This window comes from Mycobacteriales bacterium, assembly GCA_035995165.1.
GTDB lineage: Bacteria > Actinomycetota > Actinomycetes > Mycobacteriales > CADCTP01 > CADCTP01.
The window spans coordinates 22,875-42,118 of the sequence record DASYKU010000152.1 but is presented as its reverse complement, the minus strand read 5'-3'; the positions used below and the strand labels follow the sequence as shown (position 1 = coordinate 42,118).

Genomic DNA, 19,244 nt, shown 5'->3' with positions numbered 1-19,244 from the left:
AGCGGGTTCAGATAGGAGCGGACACCCCCGGACTCGCGGCCAAACGACTCCCGGGGGTGCCTGCATGAAGGGGACAGCCTGCGCGGCGTCCGCTGGATCCGTGACGAGGTCCCGGGCGCGAGCCCGGCCTGCCGATCCCTTGGTCAGGGTGGCGTGCTCACGGGTCTCACCTCCCGCCACTTCGAGAAGTTCAGGTGAACTACTGAAGTTGAATCAACCTCACTGTACCCTCGATCCGAAGCATCTCAATCTCATTCTTTGGTGAACTTCGGTGCTTGACCTAAGCGTCAGTGAGGTTTAACGTGCTCCCCACTTCCCCGCTCCTCAGGGACCAATCCGGGCCTGCAGGCACCACGATCGAGGACCGATGAGCCAACCTTCAGCCACGCTCGGCGCGCTGCTGCGCCAGCTGCGCCTAGGCGTCGGAGCGACCCAGAAGGACGTCGCCGACGCGCTGAAGGTCGGGGAGACATCCATTTCGCAGTACGAGTCCGGGCGATCTGCGGTACCCGACGCGCGACTGCGGGACTTCGCGACGTTCGTGGTGCTCAGCGAGTCCGGACACACCGGCGGATTGGTTCCGGACGGCCAGCTGACTGAACTTCAACGAACCACGCGAGCCGAGATGCTGTCGCGGTTGCGAGAGGCGCGCCGGCCCAGCACCGGTCAGCCACGGCCGGAGCCGGCGGGCGCCGAGGAACCGCCGGCGGCGGACCTGTGGACCTTCGATCCGGGCGAGCCCATCACGATCGTCGTGGGCCAACTGCAGAACATGACGCATCCCTACGCCAACACTCGGGATCCGAACTACACCGAGGTGATGGCGCACGCCGACATGGACGCCTTGATCGAGCTGTACGGGCATCTCCGCATGCGCAATCCAGACAACGACGAGATCCGTTTCGTGCGGTCGGACCGTTTCATCGAGGCCGACCAGATGTCCAGCCATGTGGTGGTCATCGGCGGACCCGGCCTGAACCCGACGCTGGAACAGATCTTCGATCGGACCGACCTACCCGTCAGCCAGGAGGAACACGCCGACGTCAAGGACGGCGAGGTGTTCTACGTACAGAATGAGGAGCCCGAACTACCGATCTTCACCGGCCGCGGCACGCTGCGGTTGACCAGCGACGTCTGCCTCTTCGCTCGGCTGACCAACCCGTTCAACACCGCCCGGACGTTGACCTGGTGCAGCGGCGTCTATACGCGGGGAACGCTCGGTTCCGTCCGCCTATTGACCGATATCGCGCTGCGTGATGAGAACAGCTCCTACCTCGCGCACCGTTTCACCGATGCGAAGCAGTTCGCCATAATGGTGAAAGTGCCTGTCGTGTCCGGCAGGGCGCTGACCCCTGACCTGTACAACGAAGAGGCCCGGCTCTACGAGTGGTCCGACGCCGAGCCATCTGGAGAGGCCCGGCCTGACGGTGACGCACCTGAGGCCAGCCGTTGAGCATTACTCTACGCACTCGAGCTTGCTCCGACCGTCGCGACCGGGGCGGGCCGAGCCCGACGTCATCGTCGTCCCTGCCGCCCGGCCGGCATCCAACCTCGACTCGGCCATCCGCCTCGGCGCCGCCCTCGGCGTCGAGGTCGTCGTTCTGTGCAGCCGACAGGCCCGGACCGACGAGGTCCTCCGAACGGCGGCCGAGGTCGACGGGGCGCGGTGCACCGTGGTCGACTTTCCGGCCGCCGTCCCGGCCGTGCCCCAGTTCGACACGTCCCTGTTCGGGGAGGCCGCGATCTCCTGGCACGGGGACGTCAGCCTCAAGCGCAACGCGGCGCTGGTGCTCGGCCGGATGCTCGGCTGGTCGACCGCGCTCTTCCTCGACGACGACATCCGCGACCTCGGGCCCACGCAGGTCCGGGAGGCCGTCGGCACGCTGCGCGTCCATGCCGCGGCCGGGATGGCGTCGACCTCGTACCCGGACAACTCCGCGGTGTGCCACGCGCGCCGGCTGGCCGTCGGCGATCAGGGCGTGTTCGTCGGCGCCCACGCGCTGGCGGTCAACCTCGACCGGATCGACTCCTTCTTCCCGCAGATCTACAACGAGGACTGGCTCCTGCTCGCGCCCTTCTTCGAGCGCGGCGAGGTCGCCGCGGCGGGAGCGGTCCGGCAGAAGATGCGCGATCCGTACACGCCCGAGACGCGGGTGGCGGAGGAGGAGTTCGGCGACGTCGTCGGCGAGGGCATCATCGGGCAGCTGCACGTCGGCCCGCTCGAGTCAACCCGGTCGCCGGACTTCTGGGCCAGGTTCCTCGAGCTCCGCGCGGAGTTCATCCGCACCACGTCCGACGCCTGCCAAAGGTCCGACCACCCGGACGCCGAGCGGGCCCTGGACGCGCTCAGGACCGCCGAGGCGGCCCGGTCGAGACTCCGACCCGAGATGCTCGCCGACTACGTCACCAGCTGGTACGCCGACCTCGACACCTGGCGGCGGTACCTCTCTCAGGTCGCGCGACGGGATGACCTCCCGTCCGCCCTCGCAGCGATTGGCCTATCCGCCGAATCGGTGGGACCCCGCCCGGCCCGCAACACCCGCCCGTGACGACGTTCGGGCGGCCCTCCCCGACCACAGCACGCGTACCAGGCGGAGACATGCCCTACTTGATTGAGCCCGCGGTGAACCCCACCCGCCTCAACGGTTCACAGCCCGACATCGTCGCTGGAGAGCTGACGCTGCGCCGGTGGGTGCCGGAGGACGCCGAGCAGCTGATGTCCGCCTACGACGACCCCGAGATCCGGCGATGGAACCTCCGGCGGCTCGACTCGCGGCGCGAGGCCGAGACGCTGATCGCCACCTGGAAGCAGGGCTGGCGGCGGCAGACGGCGGTCAGCTGGGCGGTGGTGCGCACGTCCAACCCCGACAAGATCCTGGGACAGGTCGGGTGCCGGTCCCTGTTCCTGGTCGACGGCGTGGCTGAGATCTCGTACTGGATCATGCCCGGACAGCGCGGCCGGGGGATCGCGACGAGGGCGACGAAGGTCCTGTCGCAGTGGGCGTTGGAGACAGTCGGCCTGCACCGGCTGGAGCTGGTGCACTCGGTCTTCAACACCGGCTCCTGCCAGGTGGCGATCAAGGCCGGCTTCGAGATCGAGGGCGTGAAACGTGAGCTGCAGCGGCACGCGGACGGCAGCTGGCACGACATGTGCCTGCACTCCCGCATCCGCCCGCCGTACTCGCCGCCGTCCGCCCGGCCTCGGCCGCCTCGGCGGCAGTTGGTGACCAGGCTCCGGCAGTCGGTGCGCCCGCGCGCCCTCGCGGCCGGCCGGTCGCTCGGCGAACAGGGCCGCGCGACCAAGGCCGCCCGCGGGTGAGGCCCTGGGCTAGTTGTTCGGGTCGGACTGGGAGCCGGAGACGGCCTGGGATTCCAGGACGGTCAGGGCTTCGGCTTCGGCTCGGGTGATGGTGGGGGGGCCTTCGAGGGCGGCGCCGATGGCGGTGACGTTCCAGGTCAGGCCGACCTGGAAGTGCCACTGCTGGCCGGGCTGGGTGCCGGAGGACTGGCTGAAGGTGATCTGGCAGTCGGTGCGGCCGCCGGCCGAATATTGCTTGCCGCCGCCGGCGCACGTGGTGTCCACGTCGCTGCCGGCCGGGACCCCGGACACAGAGACCTGGGACGGCGTCGCGGTGACGGTCACCGGCGGGCCACCGGCCTGCGCGGTCACCGAGATCGGATCCCAGGCGGCCTGGTCGAACCACATCCAGGTCGGCAGCCGGACGAAGCCCTTCGTGGCCGGGTTGAAGTTCACGATCGGCATCCGTACGAGCTGCTCGATGTACTTGCGGGCGATCTCCATCAGCAGCTGCGGCGGCACCGGCGGCTGCGGCGGCAGCTGGCCGGTCGGCACCCAGACCAGGTCCGGGTTGTTCGCGGTCCACTGGTCGACGTACTTGAAGAAGTCCTTGATGGACCCGTCGAAGTTGCCGGAGTCGCACTCCCACGAATACCAGTTGCCGTCGTCGGTGGCGTGGTCCTGGACCTGCGGCGGGAACCACTCGCTGTGGTCCTCACCGGTGTGGTGGGCCAGCTGGTAGTAGTACGGATCCACGGAGTCGGCGGCCATCTCGGCGCCCGAGCGGCCCTTGTTGTACCAGCAGGGCGGCGGTACCGCGTTGGGCACGGAGACGACCCCGCCGCCCTTGGTGCCGTAGTGGCCACCGTTGACGGTGATCTTCACGTACGACGCACCGGCGCCGAGAGTGCCGTTGTCGTTGGACGCGCAGGAGACCACGGTCGGGCAGTTCTCCGCCGACGCGGGCGCCGCGGACACGACCATCCCGGTCGCCACCGCGAGCAGCGGGACGACGAGCAGCGTGGCCCTCCGCCGGGTCCAGCCAGCCATTCCGATCCCCTCCGTCTGCCGTCTCCGCACTACTGACGCACGGAAACCAGGCCAGGTTGCCGGGCATTCGTACACCTTGTAGGCGAATTGGTCCAGAACGGTCACCGTACTTGGCGGTTTGATCACCGAGGGTGCCTCATGATCGACCGTCAGCAGGCTGGGCTACGGTGCCCCGCGATGGACGACCGGACGCTGGTGGCGGGGCTGCGTACCGGCGAGGTGCGCGGGCTCGCGGCCGTCTACGACGCGTACGCCGACCGGCTGCTGTCCTACGCCGGCACGCTGGTGCCGGAATCCGAGGCGGTGGCCGCCGTCCACGACGCACTGCTCGTCGCCCGGGAGCGGGCGGAGAAGGCACCGGAGCTCTTCCGGGCCTGGCTCTACCTGCTGGTCCGCAACGAGTGCGTACGGCAGCGGCGGCAGCGGCGCCGGTCCGCGCCCGCCGCCCCGGCCGCGCCGACCGGCGCCACGACCGGCACCACGACCGGCACCTCGACCGCCGCCGACACCGCCGGCGACGCCGCCGGCGACACGAACGGAGACACGAACGGCGGCCTGGACGGCGACCTGGTCCGGACGGCGCTGGCCGGGCTCGACCCGGTCGAGCGCGAACTGCTGGAGCTGTCCGCCCGGCACGATCTGGACGACGCCGAGCTCGCCGCCGTGCTCGGCCCGCACGCCCCGGCCGCGGCCGAGCGGGCCCGGACCCGGCTGGAGCAGACCGCCACCGGGCTGAGCGGCGACTGCGCCGAGGCGGCCGGCACCGCGACGCACCGCCTGGCCCGGCACGTGCAGACCTGCCCGGCCTGCGCCGGGACGGCCCACCCGGACCCGGTCGCGCTGCTGGCCGCCACGCCGTTCGTACTGGCGCCGGCAGGGCTGCGGGAACGCGTGCTCGGCCACGCCGAGCTGATCGTCTACCAGCAGCGGCTGGCCGAGCGGGCCGGTCCCTGGCAGGACGCCGGGTTCCCGGTCCCGCTCGCCCGGCGCCGGGCCGTACGGCGGCCGCCCGTGCGGTGGTCGGCCGCCGCGGCCGCGGTGCTGGTCGTGCTCGTCGTGGGCGGCCTGCTGCTGACCCGGCCGGGCGGCGGGGGCGCGCCGCTGGCCGGTACCGCGAACGAGCAGTTGCAGACCGCGCTGCCGGCCGGCGACGAGACCGGCAGACCCCCGGTCGGCACGACCACTCGGAGCAGCCCGTCGCCGAGCGGCCCGGAACGGACCGCGACGCCGTTCCCGACGACCGGCCACAGGCCGACTCCCACGGCCAGCGGAAGCACGTCGCCGACCGGGCCGCCGAGCCCGACCCGGACCACGGTCGCCCCGGTGCCGACCACGCCGGCGCCGACCACGGTCCCCACCACCCCGGCCCCGACGACCACGCCGCCGCCGGTGCCGGCCATCAGCGCGGCCTCGGTGCTGACCTCGGCGTCCTGTCCGGACACCTGGAAGGCACGGCTCACCGCGACCGTCACCGGCACGACTGCGACCGGCGTCAACGCGCTGATCAGCGGCGGCTCCGGCCCGTCCAGTACGCCGATGAACCCGGCCGGGCCGGGCGTGTGGACCGTGGTGGTCACGCTGCCGGCCGACACGGCGCTGCGGTTCACCGCGGCCGCGGCGACCCCGGGCGGCCGGTTGAATTCGGCGGCGAAATCCCTCAGCCACGCCTGCCCGTAAAGAAGCCTCAGCCCGGCAGCGTGCAGGCGCTGCCCGTGCTCACCTGCGACACCCTCCAGCTCCCGTCCTCCAGCTCGAGCGAGACCGTGAACTGCTGCTTCGAGCCGCTGGAGCCCGGCCGCGGCTTGCCGGCCCGGTCGTAGACCCGGACCAGGGTCTGGTCGAGGCAGGTCGAGGCCGTCGCCTTGGCCCCCTTGACCGCGACCACGGTGGCCGAGCCGTCGATCGGCCCGCGCTGCGTGATGCCCTGCTGCTTGATGTTGGTGAACAGCGTGAGCAGGGTGTCGCGTTGCGGCGAGACGCTGAACGCGGTGATCTCCGGGTCTGCCGGGTTCGGCTTCTCCGCCAGCCGCACCACCATCGACCAGTACGACTTGGTCGCCTCCTGCACGACCGTCTGCGTCCCGGTCGCGGCCGGCCCGAGCCAGCGGATCGGCGAGCGCTGGGTGCCGACCGTGGCGGTCGGGGTCGGGGCGGCGGTGCTGGTCGGCGCGGCCGTGGTCGGGGCCGCGGCGGTCGCCGCCGGGCCGGAGCCGGGCGGCAGTGCGGTGGGCTCGTCGGACGAGGAGGAGCAGCCCGCCAGCGCGGCCCCGGTCAGCAGGACCGGGACCACCACGCGGAGACCGAATCGGGACATGCGCGACACCTCACCGGGCGGTCCGGACACTGTCAACTCCGCTGGAAGTTTCTCGACCTTTTCTGTTGGCGGCGGGCGCGGTCGTGGCTCCCACCGGTGAGTGCGGGGAACAGCCCCGCCGGATCCCGGGAGTTCCCATGACCATCACCTCCTCGATGACCGGCCTGGACGAGTCCGACGAGCGCCTGGTTCCGCTCCTCGGCGGCAAGCCCTCCCCGGCCGCGCGGGTCGGTCTGGACGAGTCCGACGAGCGCCTGGTTCTGCTTTCCGGCGGCAAGCCCACTCCGCTCGCGCGGGTCGGCCGGGCCGTGCGGCGGGTGGGGATCGGGGTCGGCGTGGCCGGGATCGTGCTGGCGCCGCTGGCCGGCGGGGTGGCCGCGGCCGCGCCCGGCGGGGGCTACGGCGTGCCGGTGCAGGTTCCGACGGTCCCGGCCAAGGCCAAGGTCCCGGTCATCCTGCCGACCGGCGTGGTGCCCACCGCGATCACGGCCAAGCCCAAGGTCCCGGTGGTCCTGCCGACCGGCGTGCTGCCGACGGCGATCCCGACGGGCGCGCCGGCCCCGACCACCGCCGCGCCGACGCCGGCCCCGGCCACCACCACCGAGCACGGCAGCAGCAGCAGCACCAGCACGGGCACCGGCAGCGGCACGGGCACGGGCACGGGCACCGGTGCCGGTGCCGGGGATGCGGCGCCGCTGCCCCCGGTGACCGACCCGACCGGCCCGGCCGCGGAGGGCAGCGCCGACGGCAGCGCCGGCTCCAGCTCCGCCTCGACGTCCGGCGGCGCGGCCGACAACCTTCCGCTGCTGGCCGGCGGCGGGGCGCTGGTGGTCGGCGGGCTCGGCGGCCTGCTCTGGTTCGCCACCCGGCGCCGCGCCGGCCGGTGAGCGCGTGCCCCGAAGGGCAGGAATCGGGCCGCACCGGGACGACCGGCACGCTACCGTCCCGATCGTGGACGACCGGTCGCTGGTCACCGCGCTCCGCTCCGGCGACGTGCGGGGGCTGGCCGGCGTCTACGACGCGTACGCCGACCGTCTGCTCAGCTACGCGGTCACCCTCCTCGGCGACCGGGACGCGGCTGCCGACGCGGTGCACGACGCGCTGCTGGTCGCCCGGGAGCGGATCGGCCAGTTGCGCGAGCCGGACAAGCTGCGGCCCTGGCTCTACGCGATCGTCCGCAACGAGTGCCTGCGCCAGCTGCGGGACCGCCGCCGGGCCGCGCCGCTGGACGCGGCCGGCGACGTGATCGACCCGGACGCCCCCGAGCCGGACCGCGACCTGCGGGCGGAGGAGCTGCGGGAGCTGGTCTGGTCGGCCGCCGCCGCGCTGAACGAGGGCGAGCGCGAGGTGCTCGAGCTGTCCGTACGGCACGGGCTCAGCGGGACCGAGCTGGCCGACGCCCTCGGCGTCAGCCTGAACACCGCGCACGCGCTGACCTCCCGGTCCCGGGCCCAGCTGGAGCGGTCGCTGGGCGCGCTCCTGGTGGCCCGGACCGGCCGGTCCGCCTGCCCGGAGCTGGCCGACCTGCTGACCGGCTGGGACGGCACGCTCACCCCGTTGCTGCGCAAGCGGCTGGCCCGGCACGTGGACAGGTGCGAGATCTGCGGGGAGACCCGCAAGCGCCGGCTCAGCCCGGCGGCGCTGCTGGCCGGAATGCCGTTCGTGCTGGCGGCGCCGGGGCTGCGGGCCCAGATGCTGCGGGATGTGTCGTTCCAGCAGGGGCTGGCCGAGCGGGCCGGCCCGTGGCAGGACGACGGCTTCCCGGTGCCGCTGGACCGGCGCGGCAGGCGCACCCCGTGGCGCTGGTCGGCGGCCGCGGTGGTGCTGCTGGCCCTGCTTCTCGGGGCCGGCCTGCTGCTGCGCCCGGACGCCGGCGCCGACCGGCTGGCCGGGGCGATCGGGACACCGCTGCCGGCGGTCGTCGAGTCCGGGCCCGTGCCGCCGACCGGGTCGGTCGCCGCGGCGACCACCCCGCCCACCGCCACGGCCGGGACGCCGCTGCCCACGACCGCCCCGACCACGGCCGCCACCACCACTCCGGCCGGCGTCCCGACGCCGACCCGGACCACCCCGCGCCCCACGCCCACCCCGACCACGCCGTCGCCGAGCCCGACCCAGACCCAGACCCCGGTCGGGCGGGTGACACCGGACTGGACGCTGCTCACCCCCGCCTGCCCGACCACCTGGCGGGCCCGGCTCACCGCGGTGGTCACCAACGCCACCGCGACCGCGGTCCAGGCGAACGTGGGTCCGGGCGGACAGCCGATGACCGACCAGGGCCGGGGGGTCTGGACCGCGCTGGTCAGCCTGCCCCCCGACACCGCCCTCACCTGGACCGCCACCGCCTCCACCGCCCAGGGAACGATCGTCAGCGCCCCTCAGTCCCTCCGCTACGACTGCCCCCCGGTCCCCTGACCACCGGAGCGTTTGACGGCACCGGCCCGGGCCGAAAGGCTGGAGGTCATGAGTGACAGCGCGCAGATCGGCGTCACCGGGCTCGCGGTGATGGGCAGCAACCTGGCCCGCAACTTCGCCCGGCACGGCCACACCGTGGCCCTCCACAACCGTACGGATGCCAAGACCCGGAACCTGATGGACGAGTTCGGGCAGGAGGGCAACTTCGTCCCGTCGTACTCGGCCGAGGACTTCGTGGCCTCGCTGGAGAAGCCGCGCCGGGTGGTGATCATGGTGAAGGCGGGCGGGCCCACCGACGCGGTGATCGACCAGCTCGCGGCGCTGCTGGAGCCGGGCGACATCCTCGTCGACGGCGGCAACGCGCACTTCGCCGACACCCGGCGGCGCGAGACGGCGCTGAAGGAGAAGGGCATCCACTTCGTCGGCACCGGCATCTCCGGCGGCGAGGAGGGCGCGCTGAACGGGCCGAGCATCATGCCCGGCGGCACCGCCGAGGCGTACGAGTCGCTGGGGCCGCTGCTGGAGTCGATCTCGGCCCACGTGGACGGCACCCCCTGCTGCACCCACGTCGGCGCGGACGGCGCCGGGCACTTCGTGAAGATGGTCCACAACGGCATCGAGTACGCGGACATGCAGCTCATCGCCGAGGCGTACGACCTGCTCCGCCGCGGCCTGGGGATGACCCCGGCCGAGATCGCGGACGTCTTCACCGAGTGGAACTCCGGCGACCTGGAGTCGTTCCTCATCGAGATCACCGCGCAGGTGCTCTCGCACATCGACGCCGCGACCGGCAAGCCGTTCGTGGACGTGGTGCTGGACCAGGCCGAGCAGAAGGGCACCGGCCGCTGGACCGTGCAGATCGCGCTCGACCTCGGCGTCCCGGTCAGCGGCATCGCCGAGGCGGTCTTCGCCCGCTCGCTGTCGGGGCACGCGGACCAGCGCGCCGCTGCCCGGGACCTGCCGGGCCCGACCGCCGACGGCAGCGGCCCGGCCGCGGGCGGCAGCGTCGACAAGGCCGGCTTCGTCGACGACGTCCGCAAGGCGCTGTACGCGTCCAAGGTCGTCGCGTACGCGCAGGGCTTCGACGAGATCACCGCGGGCGCGGCCGAGTACGGCTGGGACATCGACCGCGGCGCGATGGCCACGATCTGGCGCGGCGGCTGCATCATCCGGGCCCGCTTCCTGAACCGGATCAAGGAGGCGTACGACCGGGACCCGCAGCTGCCGTCGCTGCTGGTCGACGACTACTTCAAGGCGGCCGTGGCCGACGGGCAGGAGTCCTGGCGGCGGGTCGTCGCGACCGCGGCCCAGGCCGGCATCCCGACGCCGGGCTTCGCCTCCGCGCTGGCGTACTACGACGGGCTGCGGGCGGAGCGGCTGCCGGCCGCGCTGATCCAGGGCCTGCGTGACCTGTTCGGCGCGCACACGTACCGGCGGACCGACAAGGACGGTGTCTTCCACACCCAGTGGAGCAGCGACCGGTCCGAAGTCTCCGGGGACTGAACAGGCGGAAGTCCCCTGTCGCGGGTAGGCAGGGGGCATGTGGTTCTTCCGCCGGATCGGCGCGCTCCTGCGCGACACGATGCGGTCGCTCACGGGCCACGACCTCGCGCTGTACTCGGCCGGCGTCACGTTCTACGCCGGCATCGCGCTGGTGCCGAGCGTGCTGGTCGCGGTCTGGCTGACCGCCCAGGTGGTCGGCGATGCCCGGATGGTCGAGCTCGGCCGCTCGCTGGCCGACGCGCTGCCGGACGAGCTCGGCGCCCCGCACGTGGCCGAGGTGACGATCGCGGCCGGCCTGCGTCTGCCGGTCGCGGTCGCGCTGGCCGTGCTGATCCCGGCCACCTTCTACGGCGAGGGCCTGCGCCGGGCGTTCGTCTCGCTGGCCGGGACGAAGGACACGTTCATCGGCTGGCGCGGGCGGCTCGCGGTGCTGCCGCTGTTCCTCGTGGCCCCCGCGCTGCTGCTCGCGGTGCTGCTGGTGACCCCGACGCTGGCCGGGCTGTTCGCCGACGGCGGGGTGTCGGTGCTGCTCGCGATCGCGGTCGCGTTCCTCACCGACTGGATCGTGCTGTCCCTGACGCTGACCTGGGTCTACCGGGTGGTCTCCCCGGTCCGGCCGGGCTGGGCGGCCGCGGCCTGGGGCGGGTTCGTGACCGGCTCGTTCGTGGCCGGCTTCGTCCAGGGCTTCGTGCTGTTCCTGTCGCTGCCGCTGAGGCTCGGGGTGCCGTTCGGCGGGTTCACCGCGATCGGCGGCACGGTCGCGGTCGGGCTCTGGCTCTACCTGCTGCACGTGCTGGTCCTGGTCGGCTTCGTGCTCACGCACCGGATCGCCGATCGCGGCGGCGTGCCCTGGCGGGTTGACATGCTTAGCCATTCGGCTAATGTTCTTAGCCATGACGACGAACTTTCTCGACCGGCCGACCGGCCGGCTGGCGTACGAACGCAGCGGTGACCCGGACGGCCCGCTGGTGGTGCTGTCCCCCGGGATGGGCGATGTGCGCTCGACCTACCGCGAGCTGGCAGCGGCGCTCGCCGCGGACGGCGCGAACGTGGTGACCGCCGACCTGCGCGGCCACGGCGAGTCCAGCACCGGCTGGGACGACGGCTACTCGGTGAGCGCGGTCGCGGACGACCTGCTTGCCCTGCTGCGGGAGCACGGCGGCCGCGGCGTGCTGGTCGGCAACAGCTACTCCGGGTCCGCCGCGGTGGTCGCCGCCGCCCGCGAACCGCAGGCGGTGACCGGGCTCGTGCTGTCCGGCGCGTTCGTCCGCGAGCACAAGGCCTCGGCCGTCAACGCCGCGCTGTTCAGCCTGTTCACCCACACCTTCCCCGGCCGTCCACTGTGGACGGCGTACGCGTGGCCGTCGTTCTTCAAGCGGCGCCCGGCCGACTTCGCCGCCCGCAAGGCCGAGCTGAAGGCCAACCTGGCCCGGCCGCACGGCTACGACGCGCTGGCCTGGATCTGCAAGGAGGGCAGCCACGCCGGCACCGAGCAGCAGCTCGGCCGGGTGCAGGCGCCGGCCCTGGTGGTCATGGGCAGCAAGGACCCCGACTTCCCGGACCCGGCCGTCGAGGCCCGCTACACCGCCGACTCGCTGGCCGGCCCGGCCGAGGTCATGCTGGTCGACGGCGTCGGCCACTACCCGCACACGGAGGCCGCGGACGTCGTGGTCCCGGAGGTCGTCGCGTTCGTCCGGAAGGTCTCGTGAGCCTGTCCGCGGAGCGGGTCGTGGCCGAGGCCGGCGACCTGGCCGACCAGGGGTCGCTGTCGCTGGCCGCGCTGGCCCAGCGACTCGGGGTCAAGGTTCCCTCCCTCTACAAGCACGTCGGCGGGCTGGAGGACCTGCACCGCCGGCTCGCGCTGGCCGGCGCGGCCGACCTCACCGCCGCCCTCGGGGACGCGACGGTGGGGCGGTCGGGCCGGGACGCGCTGCGGGCCTGCGCCGTCGCGTACCGGGGGTACGCGAAGAAGCACCCGGGGCGGTACGCGGCGATCCAGCGCGCGCCCGACCCGGCCGACACCGAGCTGTCCGCGGCCGGCGAGCGACTGGTCCGGCTGCTGTACTCGGTGCTGCGCGGCTACGGCCTGGACGAGGACGGCACCGTGCACGCCACCCGCGCGGTCCGCAGCGCGCTGCACGGCTTCGTCACGCTGGAAGCGGCCGGCGGCTTCGGCCTGCAGTACGACGCCGAGGAGAGCTACGACCGGCTGGTCGACCTCCTCGACGCCGGGTTCACCGCCGGCGCCGTCTCGCGCTGAACCCGCGGCTCCGGGACCACGACCGGGAACACCACGGTCCCGTGCCGGTCGAGCTTGTTCCAGCCGACCATCCGTCCTCGCAGCACGGCCAGCGCGGTCGAGTAGAGCAGGTAGGCCCGCAGCGGCTCGTAGATCACCCGGTAGACCGGCACCACCAGCAGGTGCCACCACCGCTCCTTCATCAGCGCGACCGCGACCACGGCCATGACGAAGTGGAACGCGGTCAGCACGCCGAGGTAGATCAGCACGGTGTGCACGTCGCCCTGCAGCAGGCTGTCCACCACCAGCCAGTACGCCAGGGGCAGGAACACCAGCGGTACGAGCACCGACAGCACCGTGTACGGCATGACGACCAGACCGAGCACGCCGTACCGGGGACGCAGCAGCATCCGGCGCTGCTTCCACACCGCCTGCAGGGTGCCGAACATCCACCGGAACCGCTGCTTCACCAGCGACCGCGGCGACTGCGGCACCTCGGTGAGCGCGATCGCGTCGTGGTCCTGCTCGACCCGCCAGCCCGCCCGCTGCAAGGACAGCGTGAGGTCGCAGTCCTCGGCCAGCGTCCGGTGGTCGAACCCACCGGCCTCCAGCACCGCGGTCCGCCGCCAGGCCGCACACGCCCCCGGCACCACCATGATCGCGCCGAGCAGGCTCTGCGCGGTCCGGTCCAGCCCGATCGCGGTGAGGTACTCCAGCGACTGCCACCGGGTGATCAGCCCGCGCCGGTTGCCGACCTTGACCTGGCCGGCGACCGCGCCCACCCGCGGGTCGGCGAAGTGCCGGACCAGCACGCCGACCGTGCTCGGCCGGACCACGGTGTCGGCGTCGAAGGTGATCACCAGGTCCGAGCGCACCTCGGTCAGGGCCAGGTTCAGCGCGCTGGCCTTGCCGCCGTTGGGGCGGGTCACCACCCGGACCCGGTGCCAGTCGACGGCCCGGACCGCGTCCGCGGTGCCGTCGGTGGAGCCGTCGTCGACGACCAGCACCTCCAGGTCCCGGTACGTGCTGCGGCGCAGCGAGGCGATCGTCTTGGCGATCACCCGCTCCTCGTTGTAGGCGGCGATGACCACGGTCACCGCCGGGTGGTAGTCCGGGTCCCAGACCCGGCGCCGGCGGCGGCGCCGCTCGACCAGCGCCAGCGCCACGGTCGCGACCGAGACCACCGCCATCGTGCCGGCACCGAGCACGAACAGGATCTGCACCAGCAGCCCCGGCAGCACGTGCGCGCCCCAGAACGTCCAGTGCGTCAGCCGGTCGGTCAGGCTCGCCGGCGCCGGCCCGAACGATGCCGGCCCGTCGGGGTGCAGCGAGGCCATCGTGACGAACGTGTAGCCCTGGGCCTTGGCCGCCTTCAGCAGCCGCTCGACCAGCACCAGCGTGGCCGCGTGGTCGTTGCCGCCGTCGTGCATGAGCAGCACGTGCCCGCCGCCGTCCAGCTCCGGCACCGGCACGGTCCGGCCCGGGCCGTACAGGTAGTCGTCGGTGTCGATGTCGAAGCTGGCCGCGTAGTGCCCGGTCTGCTGGGCCAGCAGGATCCCGTAGCCGTTGGCGCTGATGCTGTCGACGTCGTTGCCGCCGTACGGGAGCCGGAAGAACCCGGTGCCGTAGCCGCCGATCGAGCGCATCACCCGGTCCGCGGTGACGACCTCCGCGAGGTTGCGGGCCGAGTCGTGCTCGGAGAAGTCGACGTGCCGCATGGTGTGGTTGCCGACCAGGTGCCCTTCCTCGACCTCCCGCCGGAACAGGCCCGGGTGGGCCAGCACGTTCTCGCCGGTGTCGAAGAAGGTGGCCCGGGCGCCGTAGCGGGACAGCAGGTCCAGCAGCTGCGGGGTGTTGCGCGGGTCGGGGCCGTCGTCGAAGGTCAGCGCCAGCTGCTTGTCGGCCAGCTGCGCGAACCGGTCCACGCCGTACTGGCTGTAGGCGATCCGCTGCATCTCGGCCTGGGTCAGCGGGCGCCAGCGGGCGCCGGTGAACGGATCCACCGCGTACGGCGAGCTGTTGACGTAGTCGACCCGGAAGACCCGCAGCATCTCGCCACGGCCGACCACCGGCAGCCGGTCCGGCAGCGAGTCCAGCACCGCCGTGTCGCCGCCGCGCACCCGCGGGTCCGCCGCCGCGTCCGGGGTCAGCGCCCGCGGCAGGAACCAGGCGATCCCGCCGACCGTGACCAGCACGGCCAGGATGATCACCCGCTTCACCATCCGCCAGCGCGCCCCGGACTCGTCCAGGAACACCGCCCGGTCGGTCCGGATCGCCGGCTGCTGCCTACCCCGCACGCTCGCCTTTCCCCTACCTCAGTCGGACTCGGGAATGCCGCCCCGAGTGGTCACCGTCTTCTTCCAGGGCCCGTCCGGCACCGCGTCGGCGGCGACGAACCGCCACGACACCGTGTCCTTGCCGTCCAGGCCGATCACGCTCGCCGCCGCCGGGGACAGGTCCAGGCCCGAACGCTGCTCGTGCGGCGCCGCGGCGCCGAACACGTAGTCCGGGTCGTCCTCGTTGAACGGGCCGACGTCCTGCCACTGTGCGTAGACGGTCCGGCCGTCCTTCCGGACCTCGATCCACCGGTTCTTGAGGATCGAATGCGCCCGGTCCACGTGCTGGCCCTCGTACCAGGGCACGTCGTCGACGGTCGTCTTCACCGAGTCGTCGTCGTTGATCTCCCCGTACGGCAGGGCGAAGTAGAACGCGTTCTCCTTCGGCGTGAACGCCGCCGGGGCGCTGCCGTCCACGGTCCGGTGGTCCGGGTCGTCGAAGCCGCCGAAGTGCGACTCCCAGTCGCCGTCCCAGTAGCTCTCGTCGTTGGCGATCTCGTCGTTGTCCGATGTCGGCGGCTCGCCGGCCCAGAACACCGTGGCCGTGATGCCCTCGTGCGGCGGGTAGCCGTCGTCGGAGTCGGTCGCCCGGCCGCACGCGGTCAGCACCAGGGCGCCGGCCACGAGCACCGCCCACGGCTTCGTCATTCCATTCCCCCCTTGTCCGGCATTCGTGCCGTGGCCCCCGTTCGGTTCATTCCAGGTACGGCCGATCAACACTGACGCCGCTCCGATCAGTCTCCGCGGAGAAGGCGCGCCGGGGCCGTCGCCGGACAACGTGACCACCGCGGAGTCCACCGGCAGGCGGGAGATCAGCAGGTTCACTCTCGGCAACCGCTCGGATACTTCGAGCTGATGCGCCACCCACAGGACCGCCGTACGGCTGCGTCGTCAATGAGCTGTTCGCGACACGCCGTCGTCCGGTTCTCTTTCTTCGGGTAGAAGGCCGGATCGAAGAGCCGAACCCGCCCCCACTGCGAAGGGACTTGTACGACCATGTCCCGAGTTGGTGCGGATCACCGGGGGTACCTCGTGCCGAACGACCTCACCGGCCCGGCCGCCGCCGGCCACGACCTCGCCGACCCGGCCTTCTGGCAGCTGCCGGAACGGGACCGGCTGGACGCGTTCGCCCGGCTGCGGGACCGTCCCGGGCCGGAGCGCTTCCCCGGTTTCTCCGCGCTGGTCACGCACGCCGACGTGGTCGCGGCGAGCCGGCAGCCGCAGCTGTTCCTGTCCGGACCCGGGGTGACGACGCCGGAGCCGTCCCGGCTGGCCCGCACGCTGCTCGGCGACTCGCTGATGAACACCGACGAGCCCCGGCACGGGACGCTGCGGGCGGCGGTGGAGCGCGCGTTCACGCCCCAGCTGCGGACCGCGATCGACGCCGCCATCCGCGCGGTCGCGGTCGCGATCGTGGACGAGGTGGAGAAGGACCGGCCGGCCGACGTCGTGGCCGCGGTCGCGACGCCCATGCCGCTGCGGGTGCTGGGCCGGATCCTCGGCCTGCCGCCCGCCGAGCAGGACCGGCTGCCGGCGCTGCTGGAGCCGGGTCTGCGCCCGCAGCGGGAGCTGCACCGGGTCCTCGGCCGGCTCGGCCGCGAGCGCCGGACCGCGCCCGGGCCGGACCTGATCTCGGCGCTGGCCCGGGAGGGCCTGACCGACCGGGACCTCGCCGCGGTGGCCGCGCCGCTGCTGACGACCGGTGTGGAGACGACCCGGCACGCGATCGCCCACGGGCTGGACCTGCTGTCCCGCAACCCGGAGGAGCGGCTGCTGCTGGTCGGCAACCCGGACGCCTGGATCGGCGGCGCGGTCGAGGAGATCGTCCGGATCAGTACGCCGGTGCCGGCGCTGCGCCGGACGCTGGCCCGCGAGCACCTGATCGGCGACCGGCTGCTGCCGCCCGGCGCCAAGGTCGTCCTCTACTACGTCTCGGCCAACCGGGACGAGCGGGTCTTCCCGGAGCCGGACCTCTTCGACGTGACCCGCTCACCCAACCCGCACGTCGGCTTCGGCGGCGGCGGGCCGCACTTCTGCCTCGGCGCCCCGCTGGCCCGCCGGCAGCTCGCCATCCTGTTCCGCGAGCTCTACAGCCGGCTGCCCAACCTCCAGGTCAGCGGCGGTCGGGGATGAGCAGCCCGCGCTGGAAGGCCTCGGCCACCGCGGCGGCGCGGTCGTTGACGCCGAGCTTGGCGTACACGTGCAGGAGGTGGGTCTTCACGGTCGCCTCGGAGACGAACAGCTGGCGGGCCGCCTCCCGGTTGGTCGCGCCCCGGGCGACGAGCGCCAGCACCTCCTGCTCCCGGGCCGAGAGCGGCTCCTGGGCCGGCCGCCGGACGGACCCCAGCAGCCGGGTCGCCACCGACGGCGAGAGCACCGCCTCGCCCCGGGCCGCCGCCCGGACGGCCCGGAACAGCTCCTCGGCGCGGGCGTCCTTGAGCAGGTAACCGGTCGCGCCGGCCTCGATCGCCGGCAGCACGTCGGAGTCGGTGTCGTACGTGGTGAGCACGAGCACCCGGGCCCGCGACCCGCCGCGGACCAGGCGCCCGATCGCCGTCACGCCGTCCCCGCCGGGCATCCGCAAGTCCATCAGCACCACGTCCGGATCGAGTGCCCCGGTCATCGTGACGGCCTCGTCGCCGCTGGCGGCCTCGCCGACGACCTCGAAGCCGGGCTCGCCGCTGAACATGCCGCGCAGCCCGTCCCGGACGACCGGGTGGTCGTCGACGAGCAGGACCGTGATCGTGCGCCTCTCCCCCTCGCGCTCACTCATGCCGGGATCGCCGGGACGGTGGCGGAGACCGCGGTGCCCTCACCGGGGGCGGACTCGATGTCCAGCCGGCCGGCCACCCGGGCCACCCGCTGGCGCATGCCGGTCAGGCCGAACCCGCTCCCGTCGGCCGGTTCCGATGCCGGGCAGTCCGGGTCGAACCCGATCCCGTCGTCCCGTACGTCCAGCGTCACCACGTCCTCCATGTACGACAGGGTCACCCCGACCCGGCTCGCGGCCGCGTGCTTGCCCACGTTGGCCAGCGCCTCCTGCCCGGTCCGCAGCAACGCGATCTCCACCTCCGGGTGCAGCTGGCGGGCGGTGCCGGTGGTGGTCACCGCGGCCGGCACCCCGTTGACCTCGGACCAGCGCGCGGCCACGTCGGCCAGCGCGTCCGGCAGCCGGGCCGCCTCCAGCGGCTCGGGCCGCAGCGCCTGCACCGACCGGCGCGCCTCGACCAGCGTGGAGCGGGCCAGCTCGGCCGCGGTGTCGAGGTGGCGTTCCCGGTCGGCGCCCGACCGGGCCGCCTGCAGCTGGGCGACGATGCCGGCCAGCCCCTGCGCGATCGTGTCGTGGATCTCCCGGGCCAGCCGCTCCCGCTCGTAGTGCACGCCGGCGTCCCGGGCCGAGGCGACCAGCTGCGCGTGCAGCTGCGCGTTCTCCTCCATCGCCGCGGCCAGCCGGGCGTTGGTCTCGCCGAGCTCGTCGATGGTGCGCTTGCGGGCCGCGCTCTGCTCGTCGGTGAGCCAGCCATAGTAGCCGAAGCCGGCCGCCAGCACCGCGTTCACCAGCACGACCGCGCCCCAGAGCGACAGCCCGCCCGTCGTCGCCTGCGGCAGGCCGCCGAGCTGCGAGGTTGCCGCGAGCGTGGCGGTCACGACCACGCCGACGAACCGCCACATCCCCGGCAGCAGGTCGAGCGCGAACAGGTAGCCCAGGAAGGCGACGAACCCGTTCCACGGTGAGCACAGCACCAGGGCGGCAGCGAGCGCCGTCCAGCCCAGGAAGAACACCGGACCGGACACCGGCCACCGCCCCTGCTCCGGCGAGCAGAACCGCACCCACAGCGCGGCGGCGACTGCCAGCGCGATGTCGACCCACCGGGGCGGCCAGTCGGTGTCCCGGACGAACAGGGTCAGCAGGGTGCCGATGGCGATCCCGCCGTACGGGACGTACTGCTGCACCGCGCTCCAGCGCTCGAGCGCGCGCAGCCGCTCCAGCTCGGCCTGCCGCGCCTGCAGGACCTGCCGATCCGACTCCGCCGGCCGGGCCGGCTCCGGGAACCGGTCCGGCCGGGACGACCCGTACGGGACAGTCAC

Annotated in this window: 17 protein-coding genes; 11 read left to right on the top strand and 6 right to left on the bottom strand. The window is 73.2% G+C overall.

The features are described from left to right. Positions 1-367: 367 nt before the first annotated feature. From VGP36_24875 to VGP36_24865, 3 genes are read left to right on the top strand one after another with little or no spacing between them, the layout of a single operon-like run. The gene (locus VGP36_24875; protein HEV7657947.1) at positions 368-1,453 is read left to right on the top strand and encodes a helix-turn-helix domain-containing protein; all 1,086 of its coding nucleotides are present in this window, start codon (positions 368-370) and stop codon (positions 1,451-1,453) included. 22 nt (positions 1,454-1,475) lie between these two features. After that, positions 1,476-2,549: a hypothetical protein gene (locus tag VGP36_24870; GenBank protein HEV7657946.1), complete on the top strand. Its 1,074-nt coding sequence runs from the start codon at positions 1,476-1,478 to the stop codon at positions 2,547-2,549. Positions 2,550-2,599: 50 nt separating this feature from the next. Next, a complete protein-coding gene (locus VGP36_24865; protein HEV7657945.1) occupies positions 2,600-3,319 on the top strand; it encodes a GNAT family N-acetyltransferase in 720 nt (239 codons plus the stop codon). Positions 3,320-3,328: 9 nt separating this feature from the next. Here the strand turns inward: VGP36_24865 and VGP36_24860 are convergent, their stop codons facing one another. Next, the gene (locus VGP36_24860) at positions 3,329-4,348 is read right to left on the bottom strand and encodes a hypothetical protein (protein ID HEV7657944.1); all 1,020 of its coding nucleotides are present in this window, start codon (positions 4,346-4,348) and stop codon (positions 3,329-3,331) included. 177 nt (positions 4,349-4,525) lie between these two features. On the opposite strand from VGP36_24860, the gene VGP36_24855 reads away from it, so the two are divergent. Then, entirely contained in the window at positions 4,526-6,025 is a 1,500-nt protein-coding gene (locus VGP36_24855) for a hypothetical protein (GenBank protein ID HEV7657943.1), read from the top strand. A 7-nt stretch (positions 6,026-6,032) separates the two neighbouring features. On the opposite strand, the gene VGP36_24850 is transcribed toward VGP36_24855, so the two are convergent. Then, on the bottom strand, positions 6,033-6,662 hold the full coding sequence (locus VGP36_24850) for a hypothetical protein (GenBank protein HEV7657942.1): 630 nt from the start codon (positions 6,660-6,662) through the stop codon (positions 6,033-6,035). Between the two features lie 137 nt (positions 6,663-6,799). On the opposite strand from VGP36_24850, the gene VGP36_24845 reads away from it, so the two are divergent. The 6 genes from VGP36_24845 (at position 6,800) to VGP36_24820 (ending at position 12,840) form a co-directional block, all read left to right on the top strand. Continuing rightward, a complete protein-coding gene (locus VGP36_24845; GenBank protein ID HEV7657941.1) occupies positions 6,800-7,549 on the top strand; it encodes a hypothetical protein in 750 nt (249 codons plus the stop codon). A gap of 64 nt (positions 7,550-7,613) precedes the next feature. Continuing rightward, the gene (locus VGP36_24840) at positions 7,614-9,077 is read left to right on the top strand and encodes a sigma-70 family RNA polymerase sigma factor (protein HEV7657940.1); all 1,464 of its coding nucleotides are present in this window, start codon (positions 7,614-7,616) and stop codon (positions 9,075-9,077) included. A gap of 48 nt (positions 9,078-9,125) precedes the next feature. After that, on the top strand, positions 9,126-10,580 hold the full coding sequence (gndA, locus tag VGP36_24835; GenBank protein ID HEV7657939.1) for an NADP-dependent phosphogluconate dehydrogenase: 1,455 nt from the start codon (positions 9,126-9,128) through the stop codon (positions 10,578-10,580). 37 nt (positions 10,581-10,617) lie between these two features. After that, complete coding sequence (locus VGP36_24830; protein ID HEV7657938.1) at positions 10,618-11,532, top strand: YhjD/YihY/BrkB family envelope integrity protein; 915 nt, start codon at positions 10,618-10,620, stop codon at positions 11,530-11,532. Continuing rightward, positions 11,474-12,289: an alpha/beta hydrolase gene (locus tag VGP36_24825; protein HEV7657937.1), complete on the top strand. Its 816-nt coding sequence runs from the start codon at positions 11,474-11,476 to the stop codon at positions 12,287-12,289. Before VGP36_24830 ends, VGP36_24825 begins: the two co-directional genes overlap by 59 nt. After that, positions 12,286-12,840, top strand: a complete 555-nt coding sequence (locus VGP36_24820; protein ID HEV7657936.1) for a TetR-like C-terminal domain-containing protein — start codon at positions 12,286-12,288, stop codon at positions 12,838-12,840. Before VGP36_24825 ends, VGP36_24820 begins: the two co-directional genes overlap by 4 nt. Here VGP36_24820 and VGP36_24815 read toward each other — a convergent pair. Together VGP36_24815 and VGP36_24810 are read right to left on the bottom strand one after the other, a co-directional pair. Further along, a complete protein-coding gene (locus tag VGP36_24815; protein ID HEV7657935.1) occupies positions 12,780-15,116 on the bottom strand; it encodes a glycosyltransferase in 2,337 nt (778 codons plus the stop codon). The genes VGP36_24820 and VGP36_24815 overlap by 61 nt on opposite strands. An 18-nt stretch (positions 15,117-15,134) precedes the next feature. Next, positions 15,135-15,803 (bottom strand): hypothetical protein, encoded by a 669-nt coding sequence (locus tag VGP36_24810; GenBank protein HEV7657934.1) that lies wholly within the window; start codon positions 15,801-15,803, stop codon positions 15,135-15,137. Between the two features lie 384 nt (positions 15,804-16,187). Between VGP36_24810 and VGP36_24805 the strand changes: the two genes are divergently transcribed. Beyond that, entirely contained in the window at positions 16,188-17,288 is a 1,101-nt protein-coding gene (locus tag VGP36_24805; protein HEV7657933.1) for a cytochrome P450, read from the top strand. Here the strand turns inward: VGP36_24805 and VGP36_24800 are convergent. Together VGP36_24800 and VGP36_24795 are read right to left on the bottom strand one after the other, a co-directional pair. Next, positions 17,269-17,928, bottom strand: coding sequence for a response regulator transcription factor (locus VGP36_24800; protein HEV7657932.1), 660 nt, complete (start codon positions 17,926-17,928; stop codon positions 17,269-17,271). The two genes, VGP36_24805 and VGP36_24800, sit on opposite strands and share 20 nt — an antisense overlap. Next, complete coding sequence (locus tag VGP36_24795) at positions 17,925-19,244, bottom strand: sensor histidine kinase (protein ID HEV7657931.1); 1,320 nt, start codon at positions 19,242-19,244, stop codon at positions 17,925-17,927. Before VGP36_24795 ends, VGP36_24800 begins: the two co-directional genes overlap by 4 nt.